We start from the raw sequence: 21,104 nt of genomic DNA, 5'->3' as shown, positions 1-21,104 counted from the left end.
AAAAAACCAAGATTTCCTCTATTAGCTGAATCGAAGAAAGGAACATGATCCCCCGTTAGCGAGCGCCGAGACGAGCCGTTGAGGATTCAGGTCTAATCACATGGATGTGATGAGAGCTTAGTCGCGACAGGGATGTTGCGTCTAAGTGGTGCCTTAATCCTTAGGTGAGTCGAAGGTTCAGCGAGATCTGGGGCGCGAGGGGATTGCAAAGGGGAAAAGCGTTTGCCCCTTTGCTCGCTGTTGGGCGACCCCAACATTCATGTAGCATAGCTGCAGCTCAGCCGTGCGCAGCACAATCAAAAGTTCGCTATTGGTACAAAGCGAGCCGATAGTTTGGTCTTGATACTGGCTTCATAGTGTTACCGGCACAGCAGTCGGTAACACTATGAGGTCATGATTATGAGCCCTGGTAACTCCAGTCATCCAGCTCCAGGGCGGCGGCGAGTTGTTTCTTGGCTTTCAGAAATTCATAGCCAGAGAGTTGGGTTTTCAGCTGATCCAGGCGCTGCTGGTAGATTTTTCGGCGATTTGCTTCGGGTTGCTCGCACAGCGCGGTATAAGAAAAGTATTCGTTGCAATGCATCATTCCTCTCCTGCCTGTGATGGCGTTTTGGTTGAGAGGTATCCTTACCTGAAAGCTGCATATTGTTGGTTTTTTAGACTCTCCTTGCAAGAATCAACTGAGGCCTATTTTACAAAAAATAACAAACTAGATCACAAAAGGGGCCAAAGGCCCCTTGAGATAACATGTATTCTGGAAGATTACTTCTGATCGATCAGCCAGATCCGCAGCGCCTTACGGGTTTGCTCGTCGGCGTGCTGGTAAGCCTGCTTCATCTCTTGCAGCAGGGCTGGCTGAGACATCTTGCCAAGCTTGGCCATCCGCTCTTCAGTCTCTTGACTCATCGGCATTGCAGCGCCCAGGTAAACCTGCTGATAGGACTTGCCCATATCAGTCAGCTCTTGCTGCAGGTTACGGCCGATCTGGAAACCCTTCTTAGGTGGCATCACCCAAATTTTTGCTTCAACCTGTTGCTTGTCCTGATCAACCAGTTTTAGCATCTTGGGTTGGTTAGCCAGCAGCTTTTTGGCATCGTTCAAGCGGTAGGGGAAGGCATAGTCAAGCTTGAGCTCCTGGCCTTCCTTGATAGAGAAGTTAATGACGGTAGGCTCACCGGTCAGGACGTTGATGTTGTTACGGTTTGAATAGTCTTTGCTGAACTCAACCACGATCTGGTGAGGACCGGTTTTCAGTTTAAAGGTATCGGTGCGATCCAGCAGGTTACCATTGCTTGGGTCCTTGCCATCCAGCAGCTGGACTGTATAGGGGCGGGGATAGTGATCTGAGTGGTTGCCGCCATGGTCCATGCAGAAAACAGCAGGGCGACCATACAGGTTGCCAGCGTGATAATACGTTTCATTCGCTCTCCTAATCTCGTTGTTTTAGATATCCCTTGGGAGTGGCGCTATTGTTACAGCTTTGCTCGATTGCAGCAACCCGCAGGGAGGCTTGTTTGTTTGACTTGCAGTCAGTCGCTGTATGCCTGGCACCGCTACCGAGCGGTAACGGGAAAAGGCCGTTCTCAGGCGGCTATCATCCTGATAGCCCTCCCCAGTTCGGCATCCTGCCTCTCGCTACGTTGCTATGCAACTACGCCCTGCCTTCCATGGCATTAATACATCCTGTATGGCAGGATATGATTGTCCAATACCCTCTTCACCCCCAAGGACACCCCGATATTTGCTCTATCCTCCAGTTTCAAATTCGCAGAGGTACAGGCAAACAGTACGTCCATGTACTGGTTGCCTTTTCATTGCATCCCTGCGATTTACCCTCTGCTCCTATTTGAAACTTTCAGCGCAAATAGACGGGGCTTAATTTCCCCGTAAGTGAGCGCTGAGGTGAACAATAGAGGAGTGGAGTTGAGCAACAGGACGATCCGAAAGCGTAGCTAGACCATGGAAGGTCTGTCTACGCAGTGCTTCAAACCTCAGGTGAACTGAAGATTAAGCGAAGTTCGGGGCGCGAGGGGATTGTAAAGGGGAAAGGCGTTTGCCCCTTTGCTCGCTGTCGGGCGACCCCGACATCTATGCAGCGCAGCTGCAAATTAGCTATAAAAGGAGCCAGCTTTAATCTCGGATGATGGTAAAGGGTGGCAGGGCTGCCAGTAGCTGAGCCCCATAGCGCTTGCTGGTAAGACGCTTATCCAGCATTACCACCCGCCCTCTGTCATCGGGACGGCGTAGCAGGCGTCCGACTGCTTGAGTGAGATGGCGACTCGCCTGGGGGAGTGCCCGCTCCATAAAGGCATTTTTTCCTTTAAGCTCTAATCGCTCTTGCCATGCCTGCTCCACCGGATCATCGGGGACGGCAAATGGCAACCGGGTGATGATGAGATTAGTGAGGTAGTGCCCGGGTAGATCCAACCCCTCACTAAAGCTCTGACAACCAAACAGTAAGCTGTGCTGCCCCCGATCACAGCGCATAGCATGTTTTTTGAGTAACGCACTATGGGGTTGCTCCCCCTGCATCAATAAAATATCACCCAGTTCACCGCGAAGGGCTTGGGCGGTGCGCTGCATCTGTGCGGTTGAATTAAACAGTACCAGGCTTGCTTTATGTCCTTCCAGATAATCGATAAGCGAATCGGTGAGCTCTTTTTCAAAACCCGTTTCATCCGGGCTGTATTGCAAAGAGGGGAGGTAGAGGATATTTGCCGAGTAGTTAAAGGGGGCATCCAACTTCAAAGTTGCCGTGTTTGGGGTTAGGCCAAACTCCCTAAGGGCAGGCGCAAAACTCCCGAGGCTGGTGAGGGTTGCCGAGAGTAGTAGTGAGCCAAAACTTACCTCAAACAGCCGATTTTGTAACAAGGATGCACAATCAAGTGGGGTGAGCTTAAGTTGCCACTGCTGTTTCGCGGCTTGCCATTCAAGCCATAGGGCATGTGGAGATATTTGCTCGGCGTTTGCAAGGGTCCGATAAAATCTCAGTTGGCTCTGGAGCTCCTTGAGAAGATGTTCCCCTTTTACAAATAAATGTGTCGTTTCACTGTGGTGCTGGGTAAGTCTGCTCTGCAGACTGCCAAGGGAAGACACAATAGCTTCAGTCTCCAGACTAATCTGCTCAGCAAGTGGTGTCAGCTCTTTAGGGAGTAAGCCAAATTGGAATCGATAACAGCCTCTTTTATCTGTGTTTAGCTTAAGCAATGAAGAGGTGAGTTTACCTATCAATTGCTGCCAATAGGTTTGTGACTCCTGGATCTCCATCCACGGGCTCAACCAACTCCCGGCGGGAAGCTCGTCTCGATACTGAGAAAGATATTGGTCCAGAAAGCGAGTCATGGGTGAGCTGCTACCCAGGGTTGTGCTACAGCTCAAGGCTCCTTGCACTATATCCGGCAAGCGATGCGCCTCATCAATAATCAGGATGCATTCATCCAGCTCAGGTAATAAGTTCGGGTTATGGGTGATATGGGAGGCCAGCAGCGCGTGATTGATGATGACAAGATCTGAGCTCGCTAAACTATCTTTGAGTTCAGAGTAGGGGCAATCTATATGAGATGGATGAGTCGGGCTGCACCCACTATAGCTTGCCGTTAACTGTTGCCATAGTTTGTCATTTATGGGGTGGGGCAGGGTGCCTCTTTCGCCACTCCAGTTTCCCCTGTTCAGTAGCTGCTCAAGCTCTATGAGTTGTCGATCATCCTGCTGCGAACATCTTGGGTCATTGTGCGCCAGCTCAAGACGCTGTTTGCACAGATAGTGACTCTTCCCCTTGAGAGTGAGGGCACTGAAGTTAACTCCGGCACGCCTTAAGCGTGGAAGCTCTTTTTCAATAATTTGCTGCTGCAGTGCAAGGGTTGCGGTGGAGACGATGAGCTGTTTACCTAATGCTTTGGCGACCGGCAGAGCAGCCACCAGGTAGCCTAATGTTTTCCCTATTCCGGTTGGAGCCTCAATCAGCTGAACTCTTTGCATATTTCTGGTTCGTTCAAGGAGGGTACAGGCAGCCTGGGTTATAAGTTTCTGCTGCTGTGGCCGGGCACCGAGTCCCTCTTGGGCTAAAAGAGCCTGATAGATGGTTTGCACAAGTTCGATAGTTGCTGATTTTCCCATCAGGCCTGAGTCTCTGCGATTATGAAAACCTTTATCAAACCATAACCCAAGCTGTATGAGTACTTAAAGAAGTGAGATTCTTAGGAGGAAATCGCCTTTTTTGTTAATCAGGCTGATAGAAGGTGAAAAGGGTCTCATGTGGTAATTTTTTTCGTTGTAACTGCGTTTATCTAGTGTTAGGATTTTGCGCATAGTAGCGCTAGGCGTTGCTAACACAGGGAATAAATAAGGCTTAGTGATTAATTAGCAAATAGGCATTGGATACAATGAAAAAGACAATCGTTGCAATCGCAATTGCAGGACTGGCTGCCTCCGCTGGCGCTTCTGCTGCAAATCTGTATAACAATAATGGTACCAACGTTGACCTGACTGGCCGTGTAAAGGCAACTTACACTAACGGTTATGATCAGGACTCCAACACTAACGGTTCCTATTCTGAGTTTGATGGCTCTGGCCGTTTGGGCTTTGATCTGACTCAAAAGCTGAACGATCAGTGGTCTGCACTGGCTTCTGCACAGTGGGATGTTGTTGGTCAGCGTGCTGATAATGGTAACGGCTTCCAGTCACGTAACATCTATGCAGGCTTCGATGGCCAGCAGTATGGTAAGTTCACTGCCGGTCAAAATGACGGCGCTCTGTATACCGGCGTACTGGCTACTACCGATATCTTCAACGAGTGGGGTGATGTAGGTAACGCAGCAGGTGGTCGTCAGCAGGGTATCGTGACTTACGATAACAGCTACATGGGTCTTGGCATTCACTTGTCTGCGGGCGCTCACGCGAGCAAGGCGGCAACTACTGATTCAAGCATCGGTTATACCAGTAATGCTGATAACTTCGTTAACTATGCTACTGGTAACACTACCCCAGGTACAACTTCGCTTGAGCGTCAGAATGTTTACGCTGCAGCGCTGGATTACACCATCGATATGAAAGATGCGGGTGCTGTTGGTCTGAACGGTGGTTATCAGGTGAAGAACTTTGATAATACCCGTGACTCTCAGCAGAAAGATTGGGCTCTGGGTGCGAACTACACCTGGAACGGTCTGTATGCTGCGGCAATCTACAACCAGACTAAGATTGACAACTCAGCTGCTGGCGCCGATAACTACAAGGCAACTGGCTATGAGCTGGCGCTGACTTACACCATTCAACAGTGGAAGCTGCTGACCGGCTACAACAAGCTGCGTGCCGATTCCGGTGATGTTGGTGCTAACGCTGAGCGTGACTTCGTGAACGAAGCTTATCTAGGTGCCCAGTATAACTTCACCTCTAACATCTTTGCTTACACCGAGTACAAGGTTGCAGGTAAGGTTACTACTACCGGTGCTAACTCTATCGATCCAGACAATCAGATGGTTGTTGCTCTGCAGTACAACTTCTAATTATTGAAGTTGGATTGGATAAAGAGGTCGGGCTTTGCCCGGCTTCTTTCTTGAGTTTTTAATTCATAGCTTAAGGGTTATGAATTAAAAATTTTCCCTCTATAAACAGTAAATATATGGATGTGGTTTATAGATGAGTTCTATCGAATCAATTTCTAATATACGGCTAAGGAGAGCCTGCATGGTTGCACTTTGTTACAGTTAGTCCATAACTGATCCAATCCTATGCGCTTGTACGCTATTTAAACACTTTATCTCTGCGTCGGTTGCAAAACATCCAGTTGTGACACCCGTGCGTATCATTTTTTGAGCACTTGATACTCACGAGATCACAATTTTGGCGTGTTCGCCTGTTTCGACATTGCGAACCCGCTATCCGGATGTTAGGCTGCCGTCCGTAGTAGCGCTGTGCGTTGCTAACACAGGGAATAGAAAAAGGCTTAGTGATTAATTAGCAAATAGGCATTGGATACAATGAAAAAGACAATCGTTGCATTGGCAATTGCAGGTCTGGCCGCTTCCGCTGGCGCGTCTGCAGCAAACATCTACAACAATAACGGCTCCACTGTTGATCTGACCGGTCGTGTGAAGTCAACCTTCACCAACGGCTATGATCAGAACGAATCTGGCGCTTCTTCCAACTCTCAGTTTGATACCTCTGGCCGTCTGGGCTTCGATCTGACTCAAAAGCTGAACGATCAGTGGTCTGCACTGGCTTCTGCCCAGTGGGATGTTGTTGGTCAGCGCGCTGACAATGGTAAAGGCTTTGAGTCTCGTAACATCTATGCTGGTTTTGATGGGCAGCAGTACGGTAAGGTGACCGTTGGTCAGAACGATGGTGCTTACTACACTGGTGTTGTTGCGACTACCGACATCTTCAACGAGTTTGGTGATGCGGCAAATGCTGTTGGTGAACGCCAGCAGGGCATCATGAACTATGACAACAGCTTCAATGGCCTGGGTATCCACCTGTCTGCGGGCGCTTCTGCAAAGGATGCAACTGCTGATGCTAACACTTGGGTTCGCTACGGTGTTGGTAATGGTACTGCAGTTACTACTGACCAAGATCGCCACAACACCTTCGGTGGTGCACTGGATTACACCTTCGATATGAAGGATGCTGGTGCTCTGGGCCTGGCTGCCGGTTACCAGTCTAAGACGTTCAATGTCGGTTCTACCAATCCTCACCAGCAAGACTGGGCAATGGGTGTGAACTACACTTGGAACGGCCTGTATGCAGCAGCTATGTTTAACAAGTCTAAGTTCTCTTATGACGGTGCGAACCCGGATAAAGAAGCTTCTGGCTACGAGCTGGCTCTGTCTTACACCATCGAGCAGTGGAAACTGCTGACTGGCTACAACAAGCTGCGCGCAGATACCGGTACTGTAACTGGTACTGGTGAGCGTGATTTCGTAAACCACGCGATCATGGAAGTTCAGTATAACTTCACTTCTAACATTCTGGCCTACACCTCTTACAAGATTGCAGGCAAGGTTAATGCTGGAACTGAAAGCTCTACTGTTGACCAGGACAACCAGTGGATCACAGGTCTCGTTTACAACTTCTAAGTTTGACTTAGATTTGTATTCAGATCATAAGCCAGGCATTGCCTGGCTTTTTTGTGTTTGGTGTTTTTCTTCTGACTTGTGGTCAGCACATTTGTGCCTGCGGCACATTGCCACTGCGATGTGCAGCGATCACTAGGGATGGTTAGAGCTGCCGAGTGGCGGCGGGTTAGGCCGTTCTCAGGCGGTTATCATCTTGGTAGCCCTTTCCTGTTCGCTATAACCTTCCCTGGCCATACTCCCCAGTTCGGCATCCTGCTTTGCTGCGCAACTTCACCCATTGCTCTCGCTACGTTACTATGCAACTACGTCCAGCTTTTACTGCATTGCCACATCCGTGTCCAATACTCTCTTCATTCCCAAGGACACCACGGATCTTAGAGTAATTGACCTGCGGTTAGCTATTTTGTGCCTTCGGCACAGATGTCGGGGGGCCCGACGGCGCCCTACTTTTGTATCGTCAAAAGTAGGCAAAATCTCGCTTCGCACTGCGAATTTATCATCCCTGATAAATCTCCCCAGCTCGATGATGACCATCCGTAGTCATCCTCCTAGCCCGGCATCCTGCCTCCCGTTTCATTGCTAAAAAGCAATTACACCCTATCTCGCGTTACGCTACTCTAAGGAGCAACTTCACCCCTCCACAGAGCTACGTCGCTCGGCATCCTGCCTCGAAGCCATAGAGCATCAAAATTTACCTGTGGTCACCTCTATAGCTGATTCGAAGAGCTGATTTATTTCCCCGTGAGCGAGCGCCGAGACGAACCGTAGAGGGCTAAGGTTGAGTGGCATGGATTCCACGAGAATGGAGCCAAGACAGGGATGTCTTGCCTGCATGGTACCTTAACTCTTAGGTGAGATGAGGATTACGCGAGGTCAGGGCGCCAGGGGATTGCAAAGGGGAAAGGCGTTTGCCCCTTTGCCTGCCGCCAGCCAGTGCTGGCACTCCCCGTGGGGCCAGCCACAAAATTGAGTCATCCCAAGGATGGATCAACCTTGCCTGTCGTCGGGCACCCCTGACACACTTGTGGCTGGAGCCACATATTCAGCCATTCTCAGGAGAAGTGCTAAAACGAGACTCATAACCAAACAAGCAGATTTTAGCCATTTTTTAGTGATCTGATTCACATTTCTAGAGATTCAAATGCTGTTTTGTTGCGTGAATGTAAATTGTCACCTTGACTTTTGGGTGAGAAGCGCAGGGCGCTGATCCGAAAGGAAATAATAATTAGCTTAGTGGCAGTTTAATTAGCAGAAGGCAGACATTATGAAAAAGACTATCGTTGCTCTCGCAATCGCGAGCGTAGGCGCCACGGCAGGCGCAAGTGCAGCCAGTTTGTATAATAATGATGGGATGACAGTTGATCTAACTGGACGAGTCAAGGCAGCCTTCAGTGCTGGCTATGATACAAAAAATACGACGGCTAACACTCTATCTCACTCTAATTCCTCTTTTGATAGTTCAGGGCGACTGGGTTTTGATCTATCTCAGAAGTTAAATGATCAATGGACCGCATTAGCATCTGCACAATGGGATGTTGTGGGTCAGCGTGATGATAATGGTAGTGGCTTCCAGTCTCGTGATATCTATGTTGGCTTTGATGGTAACCAATATGGAACTATCGCTATAGGTCAGAAAGATGGTGCTTTTTATACAACCGTTTTAGAGCCTACAGATATCATGAATGAATGGGGAGACGCAGGTAATGCTGCCGGTGGTCGCCAGCAAGGTATCGTAACTTACGATAATAGCTTCATGGGCTTTGGTCTTCACCTTTCTGCGGGGGCTCATGCGGATACGGCCACGGTAGGACCACATATTGCTGAGGCAGAGGCGCCAAGTGATTTCTCTCGAAATAATGTACTCGCCGCTGGTATTGACTATATGATCGAGATGCACGATGCCGGATCTATTGGCTTGAATGCCGCTTATCAATCTAAGCATTTGGAATATTCACCAACTACAGGATCCTCTTATGACCTTCATCAAACTGATTGGGGTATTGGAGCTAACTATTCAGTGATGGGGTTCTATGTTGCTGCAATGTACAATCAATCGAAACTTGACTCTGATGCTGCTGGCTCTTCTGATGTGAAGACCAAGGGCTATGAGCTTGTCGCAACATATACCGTTGACCAGTGGAAGTTCCTGACTGGTTACAACAAGCTTGAGCTTAAGGATGAAATCTCTGCTGGTATTGATAAGGATCTGGTGAGTGAGAGCTACTTGGGTGTTCAATATAATTTCACTTCTAATATTCTGATTTATACAGAGTACAAGTTTGCTGGTAAGTACAGTGATGCAGTCAGTACTACAGCATTTAATAACTTCGATCCTGATAACCAATGGGTCACAGCAATCAAGTATAATTTCTAACCTCAATTACCTTGCGAGGTTAAAAGCCAGGCTCCGGCCTGGCTTTTTTTGCTCAAGGTTTCCTCGCTGCTCTGCAGAGCATCTCGTCAAAGAAACCTTCGTAGTTGAATCGAAGGGAGGAGGCTGTCTCCCCCAAGAGAGAGCCTGGGGGATTAGCTAAATTTTGGGAGCTGGATGGACTCCTTTTTTTGTAAATAGGCTAGAATATAGTCTCTTTAGTTGATCGAAAGTGGATGAATCACACAAGGAGTGGTCATGGAATTGGCGGTGCGGATCTACCGACAAGCACGCTGTAGTCCCTTTACAGCGGAGAAGGCTGCTGAGTTCTACAGCTACTGGGCCAGTGGTCGGGTGTTAGAGGCAAGATACAATCGCCACGAGATCCAACGTTATACCGCACTGCTGGAGGCCGCGGGCCTGGATATGTCACCACCATCAGAGGAGAGGGATAGAGAGGTATCCTGATTTGAAAGTCGCAGGCAGCTCCGAAGCGCTTTAAGCACTTCGAAACTGTCCGTTGCCGTGCTAAGCCATGAGCTTTTTGTGCGCTAGTTGTTGGCTGAGTTGCTCCAGTCGCTCTATAGTTTGCAGCAGATCATCCACTGAGGTTCTGGGGTTGATGGTACAGAGTCTGAGCACGGTTTTACCTCGAAGTTTGGTGGAAACGATCATCGCATAACCATCCTCCAGAATCGCCTCGACCAGAGCCTGGTTATGGGCATCCAGCTCTTTCTCACTGTAGCCTTCGGGCCGAGCCCGAAAGGTCACAACACCTAGCTGAGCGTCAGTGGTGATCTCCCACTGCGGTAGATCGCGGATCATTATCTCTGCAGATTCTGCAAGCTTAATCCCGCGCTCGATCGCCTCTTTAAAAGCATCGGCACCAAAAACCTGCAGCGACATCCAGAGCTTTAATGCCCTAAATCCCCGGGTGAGTTGCGGGCCGTAATCGCAGAAGTTGATCTCTTCATCTTTACCTGCGGTATCTTCCAGGTATTCCGGAAGGATGTGAAAGGCTTGTTTGAGATGGCTTTGATCTTTGACCAGCAGGCAGCCAATTTCATAGGGCTGAAACAACCATTTATGTGGGTCCAGTGAAAGGGAGTCGACGCTGTCTGCACCTTTGAACAGCTCCTTTGTTTCGGGGCTCAGGACAGTGGCACCCCCATAAGCGCCATCGGCATGTAGCCACAACTGGAACTCCTGACAGATTGAGGCCAGGGTTTCGATGGGATCAACGGCGCCGGTATTGGTGGTGCCGAGATTGGCAATAACACAAAAAGGCTGTAATCCGGCGTTGAGATCGGCCTCAATCATCTGTCGGAGTGATTGAGGGTCAAGCTTGAAGTCAGCATCGCTTGCAAGGGTGCGTAGCTGCTCTGGCCTAAATCCAAGGATCCGAAATGCCCGGGCAACCGAGGAGTGGGTTTGATCCGAGCAGTAAGCGACGGCTCTTTCCATCTCGTGTCCTAGCTTCACATGTCGGGCCGTTGCCAGCGCGGTCAGGTTTGCGGCTGAGCCGCCGCTGGTGAAGAGGCCTCCGGCGGTTTTTGGCATATCAAAGGCGCTTCGCAGCCAATCCAGTGTTACCAGCTCAATTTGGGAGGGGGCTGCGGCCTCCATCCAGGTTCCGGAAAACACATTAAATCCAGATGCCAGAGCATCGGCCATGGCACTCACGAAGTTGCCCGGTCCCGGGACGAAGGCAAAAAACCTCGGGTGATCCAGGTGCATAATATTACCCATCACATCTTTTTCGACCCGCTTCAGGACCTGCATCGGATCCTGAGAGTGCTTTGGGAGCTCTTCACGAAACAGCTGCTCCATGCTGGCTCGTTCGCCCTGCTGGCAGGGTGATTTTTCAGGGAGGGTGTTCAGATGCTCGATCAACAGATCAACCACTCCATAGCCCAGGTTTCGCATCTGCTCGTTAGAGAGCTGTAGCATAGATTTGTTTTCCATTAAGTAACCTCCTCAGGTAGATGGCGACTCCCCTTGAATAGGAAACAACTTGATCTGGACCGTAGAGCCCTGATGCTCTGGTCATGGCCCTGAGTCAAGTATGAGGATAATCTCGGGAGCAGGGGAGTGCTGGTTGACAGGGTTAAGCCCTGAATGGCAAAGGTGGCGGTGAAGACTCTGGGATCTAAAGAGGGCCAGACCTGGCTCATTGAGGCAAAACGCTGTCAGCTAATGGGTATTTATCCTGAGCCCATGATAATGAAAGAGTAAAAAATAAACAGGAATATCTTCATTCCTCACAGGAATGGGATCCTTACCAAGGCTGAATGATAGCTCCATACAGAGCCTTATTTACAGCTAAATCACTGTTCCAAATAGTAGATCACTTGAGGCAGCTGTTGAATTGTGAATGAGCAGACCCTCTGCGTCATGGATGACGCGGTGGAGCTTCCATGGATGGATCCATAGCGTGTCTGCCAGCACATATCAACAGATGTAGCAGTAATAGGAGCAGCTATTTAGACAATGCGTAGCAAGGGGGGCGCTCAGCTCATTATCCAAAATGGTAAACAGCTCAGGATCGGTCCTGCTTCGATAATGATTCAAAACGCTAAGCCTGTAGGCGTGCAGCAGTGGAGATGTTTGAATACTGGGGGTAAACACCGGCTCTTGGTTATTTGGCTTTTCATACCCCTGGGCAGAAGAGGCTAAATTTCAGACATCCATGTCTTCGGGATTACTCGTCCTCGTTGAGCATATGTCCCAGCTTGGAGGCTTTGGTCGAGAGGTAAAATTCATTATGTGGATTACGACCCTCTTCGATGGGCACCCGCTTGGAAACCTTGATCCCATATTCTTGCATCGCCTTGACCTTGCGCGGGTTATTGGTCATCAGTTCGATGCTTTTTACCTCCAGCGCCTCAAGCATATCGGCACAGATAGTATAATCACGCTGATCGGCTGCAAACCCCAGGGCTACATTGGCCTCAACGGTATCTGCCCCTTGATCCTGAAGGTGATAGGCGTGGATCTTATTGAGCAAGCCGATGCCTCGCCCCTCCTGGCGCACGTAAAGAATGATGCCGCGCTTACGCTTGGCGATGCGTTCCATGGCTGCTTGCAGCTGAAAGCCACAGTCACAGCGTAGGCTGAACAGGGCATCACCGGTTAGGCACTCGGAGTGGATCCGCGCCAGTACCGGCTCGTCATCGCTGAGATCGCCCATCACCAGGGCTGTGTGATCTTTACCGGTTGCTTTCTCTTCAAACCCGACCAGGGTGAAGACGCCCCAGGGGGTAGGCAGCTTGGCTCGGGCCACTAAGGTGACACTGCTCATACTAATGACCTCATTGAATCCGAAATGGTCGGCTATTGTAGCAGGCATTTAGAGTTTCAAACATACTTTATTCGAGGATAGTAGAAACTTAATTCATGTGTGGATTTTTCGGTTTTTTCACCTTCGCGAAGCTGCTTAAAAATGCTGCTACATTTTTTGTGGTTGAGTTGCAGGGCCGATGATTTATCATTAGGGCACTTTGTGCCAGGCTAAGGCTGTCTATTTTTTCACCAGAAGCACTTCAGCACTCCCGGGGACTGTGTCATGGCGCCAGCGGGACCGGCACCTTCATTTCCAGTTAAGAGAAGTTATCACGTGACGAACAAGATGATCACGACCGACGCCAACAACCTGGTGGCTTCGGTAGCGTATAAAACCAATGATGTGGTAGCCATTTATCCAATTACTCCCTCTTCAAGCATGGCTGAGTTGTGTGATCAATGGGCCTGTGGTGGCAAGAAAAATCTCTGGGGAGATATTCCACGCATCGTAGAGATGCAATCGGAGGGGGGAGCGATCGCGGCGGTGCACGGTGCCATTCAAACCGGCGGCCTGGCGACCTCCTTTACCTCTTCCCAGGGGCTACTGTTGATGATCCCCAATCTGTATAAGATTGCCGGTGAGTTAACCCCCTTTGTATTGCATGTTGCGGCCCGCACCGTGGCAACCCATGCGCTGTCAATTTTTTGTGATCACTCGGATGTGATGGCGGTTCGCCAGACCGGCTGTGCCATGCTTTGCTCCAGCTCGGTTGAAGAGAGTCAGGATCTGGCCCTGATTGCGCACCGGACCACCCTCAACTCCCGGGTACCCTTTATCCATTTCTTCGACGGCTTCCAGACTTCACACGAGATCAACAAGGTACCTGTGTTAGAGGATGCCTTGATTGAGCAATTTATCGATCAGGATAAGGTTCAGGAGCACAGAGACAGGGCTCTGAACCCGGATAAGCCTGTGGTGCGTGGTACCGCCAGTAACCCGGATACCTTCTTCCAGGCTCGTGAAGCGACCAATCTTTTCTATCAAAATTGTGTCAGAGAGCTGGTGGTCGCCATGGAAGATTTTGGCAAGGCGACCGGCCGTTACTATCTGCCCTTTGATTATTATGGCGATCCGGATGCCGAGCGAGTCATAGTTCTGATGGGCTCAGCCGCAGAAACCGTTGAGGAGACCATCGACTGGTTAGCTGAGCGCGGTGAGAAGGTGGGTTGTGTGCGAGTGCGCCTGTATCGCCCCTTCTCGGCCGAGCACCTACTCAAGGTGATCCCCGCATCGGCGAAAAAGATCGCAGTGCTGGACAGAACCAAGGAGCCAGGCGCCCAGGGTGAGCCCCTGTATCAGGATGTGGTGACCGCCTTTGCCAATGCGCTGCAGCTCGGTAACGTGGCATCTATGCCGACCATCATAGGTGGGCGCTACGGACTCTCCTCCAAAGAGTTTACCCCAGCCTGTGTCTGCGCCGTTTACAACGAGCTTGCCAAAGCCGAGCCTAAGCGGATCTTTACCGTGGGGATCACCGATGATATTAGCCAACTCTCCCTGGCGCTGCCGGATATGCAGTCCATCCAGCCAGATAACCGGCTGCGGGCGCTCTTCTATGGCTTAGGCTCCGATGGCTCGGTGAGCGCCGCTAAAAACAGCATCCGCATTCTGGGTGAAAATACCGATAACTATGTCCAGGGCAAGTTTGTCTATGACTCCAAGAAAGCTGGAGCCCTGACGGTTTCTCACTTGCGAGCGGGTCCCGATCCCATTCGCTCCTCTTACCTCATCAGCAGTGCTGATTTTGTGGGGATCCACCAGTTCCAGTTTATCGATAAATATGATGTGTTGGAGCATATACGCTCGGGGGGAACTGTACTGATCAACACCCCTTATCCGATCGATGAGATCTGGCAGCGCTTGCCCCGCGAATTTCAGCAGACGGTAATCGAGCGTAAGCTCAAGCTGCATGCGGTCAATGCGGCACGGATCGCCCGTGAGTGTAATCTGGGTCAGCGGATCAATACCGTGATGCAAAGTGGCTTTTTTGCCCTGAGCGGGGTGCTGCCGGTTGAGCAGGCGATGGAGCTGGTTCGTCAGGCGATCGCAAGCTCCTATGGTAAGGCAGGTCAGGAGGTTGTCGAAAACAACTGTCTTGCTGTCGAGAAGACCCTTGAGGAGCTGCATGCCATTGAGTACCCGGCCCAGGTGACCTCAGAGCGTAGCCGTCCACCCGTGGTTTCCGAGCTTGCGCCAGACTTTGTGAAGACGGTCACCGCCATGATGCTGGCGGGCAAGGGCGATGAACTGCCGGTCTCGGCCTTCCCGCCCGATGGCACCTGGCCGATGGGCACTACCCAGTGGGAGAAGCGCAACATTGCCGATGAGATCCCGGTCTGGGAGCCGGATCTCTGTACCCAGTGTAATCATTGTGTGGTGGCCTGTCCTCATGCGGCGATCCGCGCCAAGATTGTGGAGCCCGAGGCGATGCAGGGCAAGCCCGAGTCTCTGGCTGAGCTTACGGTACGCTCGCGTGACTTTAAGGGCGATAGTTATGTGCTGCAGGTCGCGCCCGAGGATTGTACCGGCTGTAACCTCTGTGTTGAGGTGTGCCCGGCCAAAGATCGTAAGAACCCGGAGCGCAAGGCGATCAACATGGTTCCTCAGCCCGAGGTATTGGAGCGTGAGCGCGCCAACTATGACTTCTTCCTCAAGCTTCCAGAGATGCCGGCAACTAAGCTGGAGCGCATCGATGTGCGCACTTCCCAGCTAATGCAGCCGCTGATTGAATACTCTGGGGCCTGCTCCGGCTGTGGTGAGACCCCTTATATTAAGCTATTAACCCAGCTCTTCGGCGACCGGATGCTGATTGCTAACGCGACCGGCTGCTCCTCCATCTATGGCGGCAACCTGCCAACGACGCCATACACGACGAATCCAGAAGGGCGGGGGCCGGCCTGGTCGAACTCGCTGTTTGAAGATAACGCCGAGTTTGGTCTGGGCTATCGCTTGTCGGTGGATGCGCTGCGAGTCAAGGCTGCGCGCCTGCTCCATGAGTTATCTGGCTCACTCGATAAAGCACTGCTGACCGAGATTCTTGAGGCTTCTCAGAGCGATGCCACTGAGATCGAGGCACAGCGTGGGCGGGTCAGTGAGCTTCGAAGCCAGCTGGCTAAGCTTGAAGGCTCAGAGGCCAAAGAGCTGCATGAGATCGCCGACTACCTGGTTGAGAAGTCAATTTGGCTCATCGGTGGGGATGGCTGGGCCTACGACATCGGATTTGGCGGGGTCGATCACGTGCTGAGCACAGGCGAGAACGTCAATATGATGGTGCTGGATACCCAGGGCTACTCCAACACCGGCGGTCAGCAGTCCAAGGCGACCCCTCTGGGGGCGATTGCCAAGTTTGCCAGCCAGGGCAAGCGCCAGGAGCGTAAGGACCTGGGGCTGTCGATGATGATGTATGGCCATATCTATGTGGCGCAGATCGCCATTGGGGCACAGATGAACCAGGCGGTCAAGGCGATCCGCGAGGCGGAGGCTTATCCCGGCCCATCCCTCATCATCGCCTACAGCCCCTGTGAAGATCATGGCTATGATCTGGCGGACTCCTACATTCACATGAAGCAGATTGTCGACTCCGGCTTCTGGCCTTTGTATCGCTTTGACCCACGCCGTGTCGATGAGGGCAAACCAGGGCTGCAGCTGGATTCACGGGATCCTAAGCTGAGCGTCGAGTCCTTCATGCGCGAAGAGCTGCGCTTTAAGCGCCTGCTACGCAGTGAGCCGGAAGTGGCCGAGCAGCTGATGGCTGAGGCCGATAGGTATGCTCAGCAGCGGGTTGCCCTCCTGAAGCATCTGGCTTCGGGCAAAGAATAGAGATATAGGGAGATGAGGGGGTTGAAAATGGAACAAGGCCCCCCCATGTTAGCGGCTTCACTCTGACGTGGAGGTAAGTTATGCAGGAGATGATTCCTGTCATTACGATCGATGGCCCAAGCGGCGTCGGTAAAGGGACAATCTGCCAACTGTTGGCTGAAAAACTGGGCTGGAAACTGCTGGATTCCGGTGCCATCTATCGGGTATTGGCGCTGGCGGTGATCCATCATGATGTGGATCGCACCAGTGAAGATGCTGTGGTTCCGCTGGCTGAAGTGCTGGATGTGCAGTTTATTCCGCAAGAGGGGGGATCAAGGTGGTCCTGGAGGGGGAAGATGTTTCCTCTGAGATCCGCCGCGAAGAGGTTGGCCAGGCTGCCAGCCAGATCGCCGCATTTCCTCGGGTTCGCGAGGCGCTGTTGCGCCGTCAGCGTGCGTTTCGCTCCGAGCCCGGGTTGATTGCCGATGGCCGAGACATGGGAACTGTGGTGTTCCCGAGAGCCCCGGTGAAGATATTTTTGGATGCTTCCGCTGAAGAAAGGGCGCGCCGTCGCATGAATCAGTTGCAACAAGGCGGCATAGATGTTAGCTTTGGGCGTCTTTTAATAGAGATCCAGGAGCGTGACGACCGCGATCGCAATCGTGCCGTGGCGCCCCTTAAGCCTGCTGCTGATGCTCTGAACGTTGATACGACGGAGCTTTCCATCGAGCAGGTGTTTACTCGTGTGCTCTCTCATGTAGAGGGTACGTTGGGCGGGCAGTAGCCCTCCCGAGGTCGTTTGCTTCAGGGATTGAGGCAAACTTTGTGTAGCAGCCCCATTTGCACCGGATGGCAGATGGTTGTTCATTAAATCAAAAGTTACTTAAACATGACTGAATCTTTTGCTCAACTCTTTGAAGAGTCTTTGAAGGACCTGGAAACTCGTCCTGGTTCGATCGTTAAAGGTACCGTTGTTGCTATCGAAAACGGTGTTGTTCTGGTTGACGCTGGTCTGAAATCTGAGTCTGCAATCCCTGCAGAGCAGTTCAAGAACGCAGCGGGCGAACTGGAAGTTCAAATTGGCGATCAGGTCGATGTGGCCCTGGACGCAGTTGAAGATGGTTTCGGTGAAACTCTGCTTTCTCGTGAGAAGGCGAAGCGTCACGAAGCTTGGCAGCAGCTGGAGAAGGCTTACGAAGAGCAAGCAACCGTTACCGGTATCATCAACGGTAAGGTTAAGGGCGGTTTCACTGTAGAGCTGAACGGCATCCGTGCGTTCCTGCCTGGCTCACTGGTTGACGTGCGTCCTATCCGTGACACCACTCACCTGGAAAACAAAGAGCTGGAGTTCAAGGTCATCAAGCTGGACCAGAAGCGCAACAACGTTGTTGTTTCTCGCCGTGCAGTGATCGAGACCGAGAACAGCGCTGAGCGTGACGAGCTGCTGGAGAACCTGCAGGAAGGTCAAGAGATCAAGGGTATCGTTAAGAACCTGACCGACTACGGTGCATTCGTAGATCTGGGCGGTGTTGACGGCCTGCTGCACATCACCGACATGGCTTGGAAGCGCGTTAAGCATCCTTCTGAGATCGTAAACGTAGGTGATGAGATCACTGTTAAGGTCCTGAAGTTTGACCGTGAGCGTACTCGCGTATCTCTGGGCATGAAGCAGCTGGGTGAAGATCCATGGGTAGCAATCGCTAAGCGTTATCCAGAGAACACTCGTCTGACTGGCCGAGTGACTAACCTGACTGACTACGGCTGCTTCGTTGAGATCGAAGAAGGCGTTGAAGGTCTGGTTCACGTATCTGAAATGGATTGGACCAACAAGAACATCCACCCATCTAAGGTGGTTAGCGTTGGTGATTCTGTTGAGGTTATGGTTCTGGATATCGACGAAGAGCGTCGTCGTATCTCCCTGGGTCTGAAGCAGTGTAAAGCAAACCCATGGCAGTCATTCGCTGAGAATCAGGCGAAGGGCGACAAGGTTACCGGTAAGATCAAGTCTATCACTGACTTCGGTATCTTCATCGGCCTGGACGGCGGAATCGACGGTCTGGTTCACCTGTCTGACATCTCTTGGAACGTTGCCGGTGAAGACGCGGTTCGCGAGTTCAAGAAGGGTGACGAAGTTTCTGCGGTAGTTCTGCAGGTCGACCCTGATCGTGAGCGTATCTCTCTGGGTATCAAGCAGATCGACGAAGACCCATTCAATAAGTACCTGTCTGACAACAAGAAAGGTGCTATCGTTAATGGTAAGGTCACTGAAGTTGATGCCAAAGGTGCAACTATCGAGCTGGCTGAGGGTGTTGAAGGCTACATCCGTGCTTCTGACGTATCTCGTGATCGCGTTGAAGATGCTTCTCTGGTTCTGTCTGTTGGTGACGACCTCGAAGCGAAGTTCGTTGGCGTTGATCGCAAGAACCGCATCGTGAGCCTGTCTGTTCGTGCGAAGGACGAAGCTGACGAGAAAGAAGCAATGGCTAGCCTGAACCAGCGTGGCGGTGATAACTTCACCAACGCGATGGCTGAAGCATTCAAGGCAGCTAAGGGCGATAACTAAGCCCAATCGATTGACTAGGGGGCTTGTCTGTGCCCCTGCTTACTGGGCCAGGCATCGTTATTAAACGAAAATTGGGTAACGTGATGACTAAATCTGAACTCATTGAGCGTTTGTCCTGTAAGCAGCTACAACTCCCGGCGAAAACCGTGGAGGGTGTGGTAAAAGAGATCTTGGAGCAGATGGCCTCGGTACTCCAGCGAGGTGAGCGGATCGAGATCCGTGGTTTTGGGAGTTTCTCTCTCCATTACCGGGTTCCAAGAGTTGGTCGCAACCCGAAGACCGGCGAGCAGGTGAAGCTGAACGGTAAATACGTTCCTCACTTCAAACCGGGCAAGGAGCTGCGAGACAGGGTAAACGCCCCCAATAGTTGATCACAAATGGCACTCTCAGGAGTGCCATTTTTTTTATCTGCACAGAATATCCTTTTTTGTTTTGTTCGCGCAGCTGACAGGCGATATAATCGATTCGCTTTGCGAATGGGACGACTCAGGGGAACCAAGTGAAGGCAATCATCTCATTTATCGTTGTTATCCTTATTTTTGCAGTTGCGCTGGCATTCGGGGTCAGGAATGAACAGATAGTGCAGCTGAATTACCTGATTGCACAGGATGAGTATCATCTGTCGGCCCTGCTGGGCATGGTGTTTGGTATCGGCCTGGTGGTGGGTTGGCTAAGCCTCGGAGTCTGGCTGATGCGTCTGAAGATCGCCAATCGCCGTCTGAACCGCCAGCTCAAGCGCCAGGGAAAAGAGCTTGAAGAGTTAAGAACCATGCCGGTTAAGGATTAGCCATGCTGGTGTTGCTATTCCTGCTGCTGCCGATTGCCGCAGGGTATGGTTGGTTCATGGGGCGTCGCAGCCTCAGCGCCGAAGCAAAAAAACGCTCTACCTCTCTGTCTCGCCAATACGTGGCGGGACTGAACTTTCTTCTTTCCGATCAGCCTGACAAGGCGGTCGATCTTTTCATTGAACTTCTCAAAGTTGATAGTGAAACCATAGAGACCCATTTGGCTCTTGGAAACCTGTTCCGCCGCCGTGGTGAGGTGGACAGGGCGATTCGCATTCATCAGAATCTGATCGCACGTCCCAGCCTGACCAAGGAGCAGCGCAACCTGGCGATGGAGCAGTTGGCTCGGGATTTTCTGGCGGCGGGCCTCTACGATCGCGCGGAGTCTATTTTGAGCCAGCTACGTCATGACTCCACCCATGAAGAGGCGGCACTGACCCAGCTTTTAGTGATCTACCAGCACATGCGTGACTGGGGGGAGGCGATCGCGGTTGCCGAGCGCTTACAAAAATATAAGGGCAAGCAGGTGACCTCGACCATAGCTCATTTTTATTGTGAGCAGGCTGAGATCGAGCTCAAGGAAAACCGCCTTGCCCAGGCCCTGGCGAAGTATAAGAAGGCCCTATCGGTGGATAAGAACTGTGTGCGGGCATCCATGAGTCTTGCTGAGCTCTACATGAGTCAGGACGATTATCGGGCGGCTCTGCGGATGTTGCAGCGGATCGCCCGCCAGGATGTTGAGTTCGTCGGTGAGATCATCGAGCCCCTGGAGGAGTGTGCCAGCCGCCTGGGGATGCCGGATGAGGTTAAATCCTTCCTGGGTGAGCTGATTCAATATAATCCGGGAGCCAGCGTGATCCTCAAGCTTGCCGATATCATCTATCGTCAGCAGGGGCTCGGGGCCGCCGAGGGCTTCATGCTGGCACAGCTTCGCCAGCATCCCACCATGAAGGGATTTCATCAGCTGATGAGCTTCCACCTCCAGGAGGCGGAAGAGGGACGAGCGCGGGAGAGCTTGTCCCTTTTGAAGGAGCTGGTTGAAAATCAGCTCAAATCAAGGCCAACCCATCGTTGCGGGGAGTGCGGCTTTTCGACTCACTCCCTGTTCTGGCTCTGCCCCTCGTGTAAGAGCTGGGGCACCATCAAACCTATACGCGGCTTAAACGGAGAGTAG

14 protein-coding genes and 1 pseudogene are annotated in these 21,104 nt (G+C 51.6%); 10 read left to right on the top strand and 5 right to left on the bottom strand.

Annotation, left to right across the window (positions count from 1 at the left end; translation table 11 throughout):
* Positions 1 to 397: 397 nt before the first annotated feature.
* The 3 genes from DB847_RS15020 to DB847_RS15010 form a co-directional block, all read right to left on the bottom strand.
* Positions 398 to 583, bottom strand: a complete 186-nt coding sequence (locus tag DB847_RS15020; RefSeq protein WP_108651432.1) for a hypothetical protein — start codon at positions 581 to 583, stop codon at positions 398 to 400.
* Positions 584 to 762: 179 nt separating this feature from the next.
* Complete coding sequence (locus DB847_RS15015) at positions 763 to 1,368, bottom strand: YccT family protein (RefSeq protein ID WP_108651431.1); 606 nt, start codon at positions 1,366 to 1,368, stop codon at positions 763 to 765.
* Between the two features lie 762 nt (positions 1,369 to 2,130).
* Positions 2,131 to 4,116 carry a helicase C-terminal domain-containing protein gene (locus DB847_RS15010; protein WP_108651430.1) on the bottom strand — a complete coding sequence of 662 codons (1,986 nt, stop codon included), beginning with the start codon at positions 4,114 to 4,116 and terminating at the stop codon, positions 2,131 to 2,133.
* Positions 4,117 to 4,382: 266 nt separating this feature from the next.
* On the opposite strand from DB847_RS15010, the gene DB847_RS15005 reads away from it, so the two are divergent.
* The 4 genes from DB847_RS15005 to DB847_RS14985 all read left to right on the top strand — a co-directional run bounded on the left by DB847_RS15005 (position 4,383) and on the right by DB847_RS14985 (position 9,909).
* On the top strand, positions 4,383 to 5,501 hold the full coding sequence (locus DB847_RS15005) for a porin (protein WP_108651429.1): 1,119 nt from the start codon (positions 4,383 to 4,385) through the stop codon (positions 5,499 to 5,501).
* A gap of 474 nt (positions 5,502 to 5,975) precedes the next feature.
* Entirely contained in the window at positions 5,976 to 7,070 is a 1,095-nt protein-coding gene (locus DB847_RS15000) for a porin (protein WP_108651428.1), read from the top strand.
* Positions 7,071 to 8,334: 1,264 nt separating this feature from the next.
* The gene (locus DB847_RS14990; protein ID WP_108651426.1) at positions 8,335 to 9,444 is read left to right on the top strand and encodes a porin; all 1,110 of its coding nucleotides are present in this window, start codon (positions 8,335 to 8,337) and stop codon (positions 9,442 to 9,444) included.
* Between the two features lie 255 nt (positions 9,445 to 9,699).
* Positions 9,700 to 9,909 carry a hypothetical protein gene (locus DB847_RS14985; protein ID WP_108651425.1) on the top strand — a complete coding sequence of 70 codons (210 nt, stop codon included), beginning with the start codon at positions 9,700 to 9,702 and terminating at the stop codon, positions 9,907 to 9,909.
* A 60-nt stretch (positions 9,910 to 9,969) separates the two neighbouring features.
* Here the strand turns inward: DB847_RS14985 and DB847_RS14980 are convergent, their stop codons facing one another.
* Positions 9,970 to 11,406 (bottom strand): pyridoxal phosphate-dependent decarboxylase family protein, encoded by a 1,437-nt coding sequence (locus tag DB847_RS14980; RefSeq protein ID WP_108651424.1) that lies wholly within the window; start codon positions 11,404 to 11,406, stop codon positions 9,970 to 9,972.
* 736 nt (positions 11,407 to 12,142) lie between these two features.
* Positions 12,143 to 12,742, bottom strand: a complete 600-nt coding sequence (gene ribA, locus DB847_RS14970) for a GTP cyclohydrolase II (RefSeq protein ID WP_108651422.1) — start codon at positions 12,740 to 12,742, stop codon at positions 12,143 to 12,145.
* Between the two features lie 327 nt (positions 12,743 to 13,069).
* Between ribA and nifJ the strand changes: the two genes are divergently transcribed.
* From nifJ to lapB, 6 genes and pseudogenes are all read left to right on the top strand, one after another.
* A complete protein-coding gene (gene nifJ, locus DB847_RS14965; protein ID WP_108651421.1) occupies positions 13,070 to 16,603 on the top strand; it encodes a pyruvate:ferredoxin (flavodoxin) oxidoreductase in 3,534 nt (1,177 codons plus the stop codon).
* 80 nt (positions 16,604 to 16,683) lie between these two features.
* Positions 16,684 to 17,366: pseudogene (gene cmk, locus DB847_RS14960) on the top strand ((d)CMP kinase).
* Positions 17,367 to 17,471: 105 nt separating this feature from the next.
* The gene (gene rpsA, locus DB847_RS14955) at positions 17,472 to 19,145 is read left to right on the top strand and encodes a 30S ribosomal protein S1 (protein ID WP_108651420.1); all 1,674 of its coding nucleotides are present in this window, start codon (positions 17,472 to 17,474) and stop codon (positions 19,143 to 19,145) included.
* Positions 19,146 to 19,228: 83 nt separating this feature from the next.
* The gene (ihfB, locus tag DB847_RS14950; protein ID WP_108651419.1) at positions 19,229 to 19,516 is read left to right on the top strand and encodes an integration host factor subunit beta; all 288 of its coding nucleotides are present in this window, start codon (positions 19,229 to 19,231) and stop codon (positions 19,514 to 19,516) included.
* A 128-nt stretch (positions 19,517 to 19,644) separates the two neighbouring features.
* Positions 19,645 to 19,932: a LapA family protein gene (locus DB847_RS14945; protein ID WP_108651418.1), complete on the top strand. Its 288-nt coding sequence runs from the start codon at positions 19,645 to 19,647 to the stop codon at positions 19,930 to 19,932.
* Positions 19,933 to 19,934: 2 nt separating this feature from the next.
* Positions 19,935 to 21,104 (top strand): lipopolysaccharide assembly protein LapB, encoded by a 1,170-nt coding sequence (gene lapB / locus DB847_RS14940; RefSeq protein ID WP_108651417.1) that lies wholly within the window; start codon positions 19,935 to 19,937, stop codon positions 21,102 to 21,104.

Origin of the sequence: Dongshaea marina (genome assembly GCF_003072645.1) — a bacterium.
GTDB lineage: Bacteria > Pseudomonadota > Gammaproteobacteria > Enterobacterales > Aeromonadaceae > Dongshaea > Dongshaea marina.
This window is presented reverse-complemented; position numbering and strand designations above follow the sequence as displayed.

Coding starts and splice junctions, on each gene's coding strand:
- DB847_RS15020 (WP_108651432.1), bottom strand. CDS start 583: ATGCATTGCAACGAATACTTTTCTTATACCGCGCTGTGCGAGCAACCC.
- DB847_RS15015 (WP_108651431.1), bottom strand. CDS start 1,368: ATGGACCATGGCGGCAACCACTCAGATCACTATCCCCGCCCCTATACA.
- DB847_RS15010 (WP_108651430.1), bottom strand. CDS start 4,116: ATGGGAAAATCAGCAACTATCGAACTTGTGCAAACCATCTATCAGGCT.
- DB847_RS15005 (WP_108651429.1), top strand. CDS start 4,383: ATGAAAAAGACAATCGTTGCAATCGCAATTGCAGGACTGGCTGCCTCC.
- DB847_RS15000 (WP_108651428.1), top strand. CDS start 5,976: ATGAAAAAGACAATCGTTGCATTGGCAATTGCAGGTCTGGCCGCTTCC.
- DB847_RS14990 (WP_108651426.1), top strand. CDS start 8,335: ATGAAAAAGACTATCGTTGCTCTCGCAATCGCGAGCGTAGGCGCCACG.
- DB847_RS14985 (WP_108651425.1), top strand. CDS start 9,700: ATGGAATTGGCGGTGCGGATCTACCGACAAGCACGCTGTAGTCCCTTT.
- DB847_RS14980 (WP_108651424.1), bottom strand. CDS start 11,406: ATGGAAAACAAATCTATGCTACAGCTCTCTAACGAGCAGATGCGAAAC.
- ribA (WP_108651422.1), bottom strand. CDS start 12,742: ATGAGCAGTGTCACCTTAGTGGCCCGAGCCAAGCTGCCTACCCCCTGG.
- nifJ (WP_108651421.1), top strand. CDS start 13,070: ATGATCACGACCGACGCCAACAACCTGGTGGCTTCGGTAGCGTATAAA.
- rpsA (WP_108651420.1), top strand. CDS start 17,472: ATGACTGAATCTTTTGCTCAACTCTTTGAAGAGTCTTTGAAGGACCTG.
- ihfB (WP_108651419.1), top strand. CDS start 19,229: ATGACTAAATCTGAACTCATTGAGCGTTTGTCCTGTAAGCAGCTACAA.
- lapB (WP_108651417.1), top strand. CDS start 19,935: ATGCTGGTGTTGCTATTCCTGCTGCTGCCGATTGCCGCAGGGTATGGT.